This window comes from Streptococcus sp. GMD1S (genome assembly GCF_000296875.1).
Classification (GTDB): domain Bacteria; phylum Bacillota; class Bacilli; order Lactobacillales; family Streptococcaceae; genus Streptococcus.
The window spans coordinates 1-11,080 of record NZ_AJQY01000036.1 but is presented as its reverse complement, the minus strand read 5'-3'; the positions used below and the strand labels follow the sequence as shown (position 1 = coordinate 11,080).

Annotated in this window: 9 protein-coding genes; 2 read left to right on the top strand and 7 right to left on the bottom strand. The window is 42.6% G+C overall.

Translation table 11 applies throughout. The features are described 5' to 3' along the window. From lacD to GMD1S_RS05495, 7 genes are all read right to left on the bottom strand, one after another. Positions 1 to 872 (bottom strand): tagatose-bisphosphate aldolase (gene lacD, locus GMD1S_RS05525; protein ID WP_044135636.1); only part of this gene is annotated, 872 nt, incomplete at its 3' end. A 10-nt stretch (positions 873 to 882) separates the two neighbouring features. Continuing rightward, positions 883 to 2,049 carry an SIS domain-containing protein gene (locus tag GMD1S_RS05520; protein WP_000936007.1) on the bottom strand — a complete coding sequence of 389 codons (1,167 nt, stop codon included), beginning with the start codon at positions 2,047 to 2,049 and terminating at the stop codon, positions 883 to 885. Positions 2,050 to 2,153: 104 nt separating this feature from the next. After that, the gene (locus tag GMD1S_RS05515) at positions 2,154 to 2,558 is read right to left on the bottom strand and encodes a PTS sugar transporter subunit IIA (protein ID WP_000167445.1); all 405 of its coding nucleotides are present in this window, start codon (positions 2,556 to 2,558) and stop codon (positions 2,154 to 2,156) included. A 3-nt stretch (positions 2,559 to 2,561) separates the two neighbouring features. Further along, the gene (locus GMD1S_RS05510) at positions 2,562 to 3,383 is read right to left on the bottom strand and encodes a PTS system mannose/fructose/sorbose family transporter subunit IID (RefSeq protein WP_000185293.1); all 822 of its coding nucleotides are present in this window, start codon (positions 3,381 to 3,383) and stop codon (positions 2,562 to 2,564) included. Then, positions 3,370 to 4,275, bottom strand: a complete 906-nt coding sequence (locus GMD1S_RS05505) for a PTS mannose/fructose/sorbose/N-acetylgalactosamine transporter subunit IIC (protein ID WP_000615901.1) — start codon at positions 4,273 to 4,275, stop codon at positions 3,370 to 3,372. Before GMD1S_RS05505 ends, GMD1S_RS05510 begins: the two co-directional genes overlap by 14 nt. Before the next feature lie 26 nt (positions 4,276 to 4,301). After that, positions 4,302 to 4,778, bottom strand: a complete 477-nt coding sequence (locus GMD1S_RS05500; protein ID WP_000156968.1) for a PTS sugar transporter subunit IIB — start codon at positions 4,776 to 4,778, stop codon at positions 4,302 to 4,304. After that, on the bottom strand, positions 4,775 to 6,562 hold the full coding sequence (locus GMD1S_RS05495) for a glycoside hydrolase family 35 protein (RefSeq protein WP_000196619.1): 1,788 nt from the start codon (positions 6,560 to 6,562) through the stop codon (positions 4,775 to 4,777). The genes GMD1S_RS05500 and GMD1S_RS05495 overlap by 4 nt, the downstream gene beginning before the upstream one ends. 321 nt (positions 6,563 to 6,883) lie before the next feature. Between GMD1S_RS05495 and GMD1S_RS05490 the strand changes: the two genes are divergently transcribed. Together GMD1S_RS05490 and strH are read left to right on the top strand one after the other, a co-directional pair. Next, positions 6,884 to 7,600 (top strand): GntR family transcriptional regulator, encoded by a 717-nt coding sequence (locus GMD1S_RS05490; RefSeq protein ID WP_001007181.1) that lies wholly within the window; start codon positions 6,884 to 6,886, stop codon positions 7,598 to 7,600. A gap of 304 nt (positions 7,601 to 7,904) precedes the next feature. After that, a partial coding sequence (gene strH, locus GMD1S_RS05485; RefSeq protein WP_000764168.1) for an LPXTG-anchored beta-N-acetylhexosaminidase StrH occupies positions 7,905 to 11,080 on the top strand: 3,176 nt, incomplete at its 3' end.

Here is an 11,080-nt window from a genome sequence, read left to right as displayed (position 1 = left end):
TAGGCTTCAACTGATCCAGCCCAAGTTGCACGGCCGCAAAGAACACCGTTGAAGTTTGCGCCTGATTCGTGAGCAAAGACAAGTGTTTCTTGGAAGAGTTTGGCTGATACACCTGCGCTCAAGTAGATGTATGGCAAGTTAGTAGCTTCGTCTTGTGCTTTGAAGAAAGCTGCCGCTTCTTCGCGTGTATGCACGATTTCACCATCGCCAAAGCCTTCAACGTATTTGACGTTAACTGGAACTTCAACTTTCAAGACATCGATGTTGAAACGTGGGTCTGAGAAGACCTTCATGGCACCGATAACCTTGTGTGGTTTGACTTTAGCGTATTCTGCAGAACCTGCGTCAGCGATTTTTTCGTCGTAAGCCAAGATTTCAAGGAAGAATGGAATATCTTCCGCCACACACTCAGAGCCGATACGTTCGATGTAGGCTTGTTTTTCTTGGTTGAGTTCGTCAGAGCTGTCTACATCGTAGTAAAGCAAGAATTTGACAGCATCTGCACCTTGTTCCTTGATGCGTTTGGCAGACCAAACATCCAAGCAGTCAGGCAAGCGTTTGGTGCTTGTTGTGTCATAACCTGTTTTCTCATAAGCAAGGAGAAGACCAGCATTTGGAGCAAGCGCTTTTGTAGCTGGAAGTCCATACTCTGGGTCAAGAAGCATAGAGGATGCGTATTTTGTTAATTCATCTGCTACCAAGACTTTGAGTTCTTCCATTTGAGCCACTGTTGGCTCTTCTGTTTGGTATTGGGCCATAAGGCGTTTCAAAGCACCACGTTGGTCAAAGGCAAGAGCTGAGATGATTCCATTCTCGTCAGAGAGTTTTTGCAAGCAAGCTACTTTATTGGGACTTAATTGTAATTTACTCATAGATACTTCCTTATTTTTGATAGTCATGAATGATAACACCTTGTACCACACGGTTTACTGTACCTGTAGGAGACGGTGTATCTGGTTTGTTTTTTACCTTGAGCGAAGTCAAAAGGGCAAAGAGTTGGGCATAAACGATGTAAGGGAAGACACGGTAAATATCGTTCAAGACACCGCCACAACCAAGGGCCACTTCTTTGACATTTTCAAGACCAAAGGCTTGATCACTCAAGAGCACAACACGACGAGCAATCTGATCACCAGCCACTTCACGAACTAAGTCCAAGTCGTACTTGCGAGTGTAGTCTGACGTTGTGCCAAAGATCAAAACAACTGTATCTTCATTGATCAATGATTTTGGACCGTGACGGAAGCCAACTGGGCTTTCATACATGGTCGCCACTTGACCAGCAGTTAATTCCAAAATCTTGAGCTGAGCTTCATGAGCAAGTCCAAAGAAAGGACCAGCGCCTAGGTAGATAACACGGTTAAAGTCGAGGTCAACCAGTTCTTTAACATCTGCTGCATTTTCTAGAACTTTACGCGCAAGGCTAGACACAACTTCAAAACGTTCAGCTTTCACAGCAAATTCTGTAGGATCAAAAACCAAGAGAGCTGTTAGCATCATGGACGTAAAGCTAGAAGTCATGGCAAATCCAGCGTCATTGGAAGCAGCTGGTTGCAAGAGTAAAAGATTGCGCTCATCGCCATGAGCTTGAAGAGCCAATTTACCATCTGCAGCACATGTAATGGTCACTTGATAGAGGTCATCAACCAAGGCTTTGGCCAAATCAACCGTCGCCACACTTTCAGGTGAATTCCCACTACGAGCAAAGGAAACAAGGACAGTCGCCACATCTTTTTTCAGATAGGTTTCTGGATTGGCAACAATATCAGTTGTCGCAATGGCATTGAAATTCCATTTGCGTTCATCATAGACTTCCTTAAAGTATGGTACCAAGGTATCTCCCACATAAGCAGAAGTACCAGCACCCGTCAAGATGACCTTGATATAGTCATGCTTATCAGCGATCCCTTGTAGGAAGGCTGCAATTTCTTCACGTTTTGCTTGATAGGCTTCAAAAGCCTCTTTCCATACATCAGGCTGTTGGTAGATTTCACGAGTCGTGATTTCTGCACCCAGTTCAAGTAATTCTTCTTTTGTGTAATTTAGCATAGAGTTCCTCTAATCTATTGTCGTTTCATTCCTATTGAAAATATGGGAATGGGAGTGACTCCCATTCCCATGTATATTCTATATAAGATGCTCTAAGTCACATCTTATTCATCTTCATCGTCGTCGAAGCTTGCCAATAAATCATTAACTTTCACAATGCTTTCTGAAGCACGACTCTTATAGTCCGCATCCATTCCAGTTAGGCTTGCATTGATAAATTCAATGACCATCGGAAGGTTCATTCCTGCATACAGTTCAATGTCACGACCTTCCATAATCAGACGGCTCACCACGTTACATGGAGTTCCGCCAAGAAGATCCGCAAAGACTAGGAAATCATCCAATCCTTCAACAGCAGCTTCAAATTTTGCAGTAAATTCTTCTGGTCCATCTTCTGGAAGAAGAGCAACCGCATGAATGTTGTCTTGTGGTCCCATAATCATCTCTGTGCTACCTTTAAGTTCTTCACAGAAACGACCGTGGCTCACTAAAATCAATGATTTAGTCATAAATTATGCGCCCATTCCAAGTGCAAATTTACCAAAGGCAGAAAGAGCCAAGGCAAGCACGATAATGATACCGATAGCTTTTGTAGAGTTCATACCTTTCTTACCAAGCAACCAGAAGATAAATGCAGTGAAGATTGCTGGAAGCAAACGTGGGAAGATTGAGTTCAAGATGTCTTGGAAGTCAATCATCTTTTCACCGATTGGTAATTTGTATGAAATTTCAAAGTTGATCATTGTTGCTACAAGAGCACCCATCATGAATACACCAAGTACAGATGCAGCTTCAATCAAAGCTGTCAAAGTACTTTGCATGTTGTTGATAAGGTTAACCCCTTCTTTGTATGCAAATTCCAACTGTTTCCAACGGAAGATGTCATACGCTACTGCAACTGCAATCCAAAGGAAGATACCCCAAGGTTGACCAGCAATAGCCATTGTTGCAGCGATAGATCCCATGATAGCAGGTACAAGTGAACCAAAGATAGTATCTCCAAGAGGAGCGAATGGTCCCATCAAACCTGTCTTGATACCGTTAACCGCATCTTTTGAACCAACGCCATCTTTTTCTTCCATAGCAAGGTCAAAACCAGCGATAATTGTGTGGAAGAATGGTGAAGTGTTGAAGAATTGAGTATGAACTTTCATCATTTCTTTCAACTCAGGAGTTCCATCTCCATACATTTTACGCAATTGTGGCAAGATCATGTAAAGGTAACCTGATGCTTGCATACGTTCGTAGTTCCATCCCAATTGGAAAGTGAACAAGCTACGTTTGTTAATTTGATTAAAATCTTCTTTTGTTAATTTGTAATTAGAATTCGTCATCTTCAATTTCCCCACTTTCTGATGGTGTAGAAGGTGCTGCTACAGCAACTTTTTGGCTGTTCTTGAAGTGAACAACCGCAAGGAAGATACCTACGATAGAGATACCGATCATAGACAATCCTTTGAAGTTGTTAACAAAGCCAATTTTTTCAGCAACTTCAGCAGGAAGAGTGCCAATGATTCCAGCAACTGCTCCACCAAGACTTGTTACGTTTGAGTAAAGAACAGTCAACATAGCTGTCAAACCGAATCCCATAGCAAGGTAGTGAAGGTTACGTTTAACTGGAAGGTAACGAAGCAAGATTGCAAATCCAAGACCTGGAAGCATACGACCTGCAAGTGTCAAACCGTCTGCAACCCATTGGTATTCTTTAACAAGGTTTACAACACCTTGTACGAATTCTCCACCAAAAGCAAGAGCGAAGAATACTGGAAGGGCACGAGAAAGAGCCCATGGAAGCGCACCAAGTAGGTAGTTGCGTTCGATACCTTTGTAGTCAAAGCGTTCGATCGCAGCATCAATACGGTGTGCAAAGAAAGTAGTTGTCATACGTCCAAGAACGTCGAAGTATGTCAAAAGTGCCGCTACTGGTACAGCGATTGTTGTAATCGCAAGGTCTGTATCAATACCTTGAGAGATAGAGAATGCTGTTGCAAGAACCGCACCAGAAGTTGCGTCGATACGAGAAGCACCACCGAAGGTACCAACCCCGAGAACGAACAACTGCAAGCTACCACCGATAAACAAACCAGTTGTCACATCTCCCATGATTAAACCAGTAATGAAACCAGCGAATACAGGGGAACCTGCAGATGAAACGATTGTCAACTCATCACAGATTTGATAAGCTGAGTACAAAGTGAGAAGTAAAATTTGCCACGGTTGTATCATAACAATGACCTCCTAAAAATTTTTTCCTATTTTAATAAGCTCAAAAAGTCTGAAACTGGATCATTTGGAACCATTTGAGCAGTGAGTTTCACACCTTTTTCTGCTAGTTTGTGGAAATCTTCCACATCCTTGTCTACCACATTGATAGAACGTGTGATAGAGCGAGTTTCTGGTGTTTGAGACATATTGCCGACGTTGAGTGTTTCAAGCGGAACACCTGCTTCGACCAAACCAAGGAAACGGTCTGGTTTACGTGCAACGATAAAGAGACGTTGGCTATCGTATTTACCAGCAAGGATATTTGCTGCTGCTTTCTCAACTGGCAAGATACTGAGTTTCACACCTGGTGGTGTCGCAAGTTTCAAACCACTCTTTTCAATATCGTTGTTAACAACTTCGTCGTCTACAACCATAATGCGTGAAACATTTAGTTTTCCAGCCCAAAGATTGGCTACTTGACCGTGGATCAAACGTCCATCGATACGGCATCCTACAATTGTCATAAGTTTTCCCCCTTTATGTGTTTTAGTGTAGGTTTACGAGTTAAGTGAATCTCTTCTTTATATTCGCCCTCAGTTTCAAAGATGATGATGCGGTTAGCACCTTCCTTGAGATAACTATGAGGGATATAAAGTGAGAGGGTCGGGCCGACGTTCCAGAAACGCCCTAGGTGACGCCCGTTGACAAAGGCAACTCCCTTACCAAACTCAGACAAGTCTAAGTAGGTATCCTTCGGCTCTTCAACAGTAAAGTCGAAAGCGTAAAAGGCTGGTTGTCCTTCTGTCCATCCTTTTGAAAAATCAATCTTCTCAGGATTATCCAGTGGCAGTGGATATTGTTTCCAATTCAGTAAGAAATGTAGATCCTTGCAGACACCTGTTCGAATTCCTTTACGCTGCGTATCTGCCAAAAACTTATGTCCGTAGTTGACACGCCCCATATTTTCAATCAAGATGTCAATCTCTGAAAAGCCTTCTCGGTTGCCTTGACAGTAGATGTCTTCGCCAATCTCTGTCTGGTATTGAGTAGCAATCCATTGACCATCTACAAAGAGTTGAGCTCGGTCACGTCCATCGATGATACGGAGACGTTCCTCTTCTGCATCCCAACTTGCCTCCGTGCGGTAGAGAAGGTAGCCATAACTTTGACCAAGTTCTTCCATCGCTTTTGGATAGAGGCTTTCAGTAGGACTAGAGAGATTATCCAGGGTTTCAAACAAGGAAACTTTTTCGACCAATGGAATGGACCCTATCTCCATGCTTTCCTTATAGAGTGGTTCCAACTGTGGATACTCTGGGAAGTGGGTTGCCATCATCTTCTTGACTGCTAAGTATTTAGCAGTTGGATTTCCTTCTTCATCGAGAAGGGCATCATAGTCGTAAGATGTGACTTGCGGCAAATCCAGAGTTCCTCGAGCCGAGCAACCATTCATGAAACCAAAGTTTGTACCACCATGGAACATGTAAAGGTTGATAGAGCCTTGCTCCAATACCTCTCGAACAGCTTCTGCCAATTCTTTAGGATCACGAGTGATGATGGGTTCTTTCCAACGGTTGAACCAACCATCCCAGAATTCCATACACATGAGGGGCCATTTCTTGCCATGCTCATCAAAGAATTCCTGCATCTGTGAAAAGTTGTACGGAGCTTTAGAACCGAAGTTTCCTGTCACAAAGAGGTCGTCTTCAATCAAGGTTCCGGCTTTCAGAGTAGCCCTCCATGGGCCATCTGAAGTAAAGAGTGGGCAATCAATCCCTCGGTCTTCCATTAATTTTCGAATTGCTCGTAGATAAGACTTATCTTCTCCATAAGAGCCATATTCATTTTCGACTTGCATCATGAGAATGTTTCCGCCGTTATCCAACAAGCGAGGCACAAGCCTTGGCAATAATTGGTCATAATAGCGAGCAACAGCCTCGATGTAGGCCGGGTCGGACGAGCGAATTCGCATGTCCTTGGTCAAGAGCCAAGCCGGCAAGCCACCAAATTCCCATTCCGCACAGATAAACGGAGACGGGCGTACAATGGCATAGAGACCTAGATCTTGTGCAATTTGAAGAAATCTCTCCAAATTTCTGGCACCTTCAAAATCAAACTCCCCTTCAACAGGTTCGTGTAAATTCCAAGCCACATAGGTCTCGACTGTATTAAAGCCAAGCGCCTTTAAGTTATAGAGAGAATGATACCAATCCTCTGCTGGAATCCTAAAATAATGAATGGCGCCGGACAAAATCTTGAACGGTTTTCCGTCTAAATAGAAATCGTCCTCAATTTTAAATCTGGTCATGTTATTACCTCTGACGAATTAAGTTTGCGCTTTCATTTATTATAATATTAACTATAATCAAATCTTTTGCATTTGTCAATAGGTTTTAGAAAATTATTTAAAATTTTTCTATTTTTTTACTTACCGTTTACCGAAATTATCTAAAAATAGCATGAAAACGATCTTTTTATGTATGATAATTCACAAGAACATCAAATGAATTTTTTTACATGTAAAATAACATTTTTAGTCTATTATTTTAATTTTTTGACCTTAATACTACTCTTTTCTTTATATTTGTGGTAAAATCAAAATTGGAGAAAGAGAATCGAGGTAAAATTTATGGCTATTCCTAAATACCAATATATTAAAGATGAATTAAAAAACAAAATCATCTCTGGTCAATTTGCAAGTGGAGATAAATTTTATACAGAAGCCGAATTGATCGCGATGTACGATGTGAGTTCAATCACAGTTGTTCGTGCCTTAAATGACCTTGCTAAAGACGGCTACATTGTCCGCCAACAAGGTAAAGGTACTTTCGTTTCACGTGCCCGCAAGCACAAACTCGTTGAGTTTTCAGATGTCGAAATCTTTGAAACAAAAGACGATAAAGTTACTGTCCTTTCTATCGAGCGCGGAAACAAACTTGAATATTTAGATAAACTTGGACTACGTGGAGATCAATTCTACTATAAGATTGAACGTATTCGTCAGACAAACGACGTAACATACATCTACCACACATCTTATATTCCTGAGCAATACATCAATGCCAACTATCCAAATCTTGACTATTATAGCTCTATCTATACACGTTTCAAATTGGATTACCGCATTCACATGAGTGATGAACATTTTGAGGAAATCAACGAAATCGCATTCCCAACACCAGAGCATGCTGCTTCTGTACTCGGAATCGATACACAATTCCCAACTGTCTTCCAAACGAAGACTACAAAACTTGAGGCCACTGGCCAAGTCCTTGCCTATAGTGAAACTTATAAGCGAGCAGACTACTACAAAATCAAATTCATCTCATGTAACCGAGGTCATTAAGAAAAAGCCTGAGCCTAGCTCAGGCTTTTTCTGTATTCATTATAGCACGAGAAAGAAGTTGTGAAAACACTATGAAGGGCTCTTATTTAATTAGTAGCATTTTTACTAAAAACAAGTTAAATACTTGCTTCGTTTTTCCTTCTATCTTTATCTTTTATTGGCAATTTTCTCCTAAATCTTATGTTTTCCTCCATTTATTATAGTTCTTATATAAACCCACTTGACATTTTACCCCTTAGATAATAAAATAAAATTGGTTTTATGTAAACGCTATCATATATGATAATAACAAGGAGGTTTTGTCATGAAACTAGAAAAGAAACAGCGCTTCTCCATCCGTAAATACGCAGTTGGAGCAGCTTCTGTACTTATAGGATTTGCTTTTAGCGCACAAGTCGCAGCTGCCGACGGGATTACTCCGACTCCAACAGCTGGGGAAACAGTTCAAACTGTCCAGGAGAGTCCGCAAACACCCAATGAGGCTGGAGAGTCCAAGGCCCCAGAAAAACTGGAAGAAAAGGCTGAAGAACCTGTAAAAGAGGAGATCAAAGAAGACACGGAGGCTCCTCATACAGTTGCTCCAAAAACGGAAGAAACAACTGCACCAGCTGTGACAGAAAATGCTAGTCCTACTCCGACTACTGAGAAAGAAAGTCCTGCTCCAACTGAAGTTCCTGCAGAAAACTCTCCTTCAGAAAAGAAAAATGAAGCAGCCACACCTGCAGTAACCACACCTGCAGTAGCCACTCCTAGTACGGAACGAGCAGCTCAGGTAAATGAAAAACTGGCTAAACGAAAAATGATCTCAATTGATGCTGGACGCAAGTACTTCTCGCCTGAGCAACTCAAAGAAATCATCGACAAAGCTAAACACTATGGTTATACTGATCTTCATTTACTAGTTGGAAATGATGGCATGCGTTTCATGCTGGACGACATGACGATCAAAGCCAATGGCAAAACCTATGCAAGCGATGATGTCAAACGTGCACTCGAAAACGGAACCAATGCCTACTACAAGGATCCAAACGGCAACCATTTGACAGAGAGTCAAATGACGGACTTGATCAACTATGCTAAAAACAAAGGCATTGGTCTCATCCCAACTGTAAACAGCCCTGGTCACATGGATGCGATTTTGCATGCCATGAAAGAACTAGGCATCCAAAAACCGAACTTCAACTACTTTGGTAAGGAATCTGCTCGTACCGTTGACCTTGATAACAAAGAAGCTGTTGAGTTTACCAAAGCCCTGATCGACAAGTATGCTGCATACTTTGCTGGCAAATCTGACATCTTCAACATCGGACTAGACGAGTACGCCAATGATGCTACAGATGCCAAAGGCTGGAGCGTTCTTCAAGCCTATAAATGGTATCCAGAAGATGAATTCCCAGACAAGGGTTATGATAAATTTATCGCCTACGCTAATGACCTTGCTCGCATCGTCAAATCTCACGGCCTCAAACCAATGGCTTTTAACGACGGTATCTACTACAATAGCGACACTAGTTTTGGAACCTTTGACAAAGACATCATCGTTTCTATGTGGACTGGTGGATGGGGCGGATACGACGTCGCTTCTTCTAAACTTCTAGTTGAAAAAGGCCACCAAATCCTTAATACCAACGATGCTTGGTACTACGTCCTCGGACGAAATGCCGATGGCCAAGGCTGGTACAACCTCGACCAAGGACTCAATGGTATCAAGAACACTCCAATCACTTCTGTACCAAAATCTGATGGGGCTACTATCCCGTTCATCGGAGGTATGGTAGCTGCTTGGGCGGATACCCCATCTGCACGCTATTCACCATCACGCCTCTTCAAACTCATGCGTAGCTTCGCAAATGCCAATGCTGAATACTTCGCAGCTGATTATGAGTCTGCTGAGCAAGCTCTGAAAGAAGTACCAACAGACCTTAATCGCTATACTGCAGAAAGTGTCGCAGCTGTAAAAGAAGCTGAAAAAGCCATTCGCTCACTTGATAGCAACCTCAGCCGTGCCCAACAAGACACCATTGACCAAGCAATCGCGAAACTCCAAGAAGCTGTCAGCAATTTGACCTTCACACCAGAAGCTCAAAAAGAAGAAGACGCGAAACGCGAAGTTGAAAAACTTGCCAAGAACAAGGTAATCTCTATCGATGCTGGGCGTAAGTACTTCACGCTCGATCAACTCAAACGCATCGTAGACAAGGCGAGCGAACTCGGCTACTCTGATGTGCATCTTCTCCTAGGAAATGATGGACTTCGCTTCCTACTTGATGATATGACTATCGCTGCTAACGGAAAAACTTATGCAAGTGACGACGTCAAAAAGGCCATCATCGAAGGAACAAAAGCTTACTACGATGATCCAAACGGAACCACTCTTAGTCAAGCTGAAATCACTGAATTGATCGAGTACGCAAAATCAAAAGGCCTCGGACTCATCCCAGCGATCAACAGCCCAGGTCACATGGATGCCATGCTCGTCGCTATGGAAAAACTTGGAATCAAGAATCCTCAAGCCAACTTTGACAAGGTATCCAAAACAACCATGGACCTTGAAAACGAAGAGGCGATTAACTTTGTCAAAGCCCTCATCGGCAAGTACATGGACTTCTTTGCAGGCAAAACTAAGATCTTCAACTACGGTACAGACGAATATGCCAATGATGCTACCAACGCGCAAGGCTGGTACTACCTCAAATGGTATGGACTCTATGGCAAGTTTGCTGAGTACTCTAACACTCTTGCTGCTATGGCCAAAGAAAGAGGCCTTCAACCAATGGCCTTCAACGATGGTTTCTACTACGAGGACAAGGATGATGTTGAGTTTGACAAGGATGTCATCATCTCTTACTGGTCTAAGGGATGGTGGGGTTACAACCTTGCATCTCCTCAGTACCTGGCAAGCAAAGGCTACAAATTCCTTAACACCAACGGAGACTGGTACTACATTCTCGGCCAGAAACCTGAAGATGGTGGTGGTTTCCTCAAAAAAGCAATTGAAAATACTAAAAAAACACCATTTAACCAGCTTGCATCTACCAAATATCCTGAGGTAGACCTTCCAACCGTCGGAAGCATGCTTGCTATCTGGGCAGACAGACCAAGTGCTGAGTACAAGGAAGAAGAAATCTTTGAACTCATGACTGCCTTTGCAGACAATAATAAAGACTACTTCCGCGCTAACTACAATGCCCTCCGTGAGGAACTTGCTCAAATCCCTGCAAACTTGGATGGATACAGCAAGGAAAGCTTGGAGGCCCTAAATGCAACGAAAGAAGCTCTCAACTACAACCTCAACCGTAACAAACAAGCCGAGTTAGACGCTCTCGTAGCCAAACTCAAGGCAGCCCACCTAGGCCTCAAACCAGCAGCAACCCACTCAGGAAGCCTTGATGAAAATGAACTAGCTGCCAATGTTGAAACCAAACCGGAACTCATCACAAGAGCAGAAAAGATTCCATTTGAAGTTATCAAGAAGGAAAA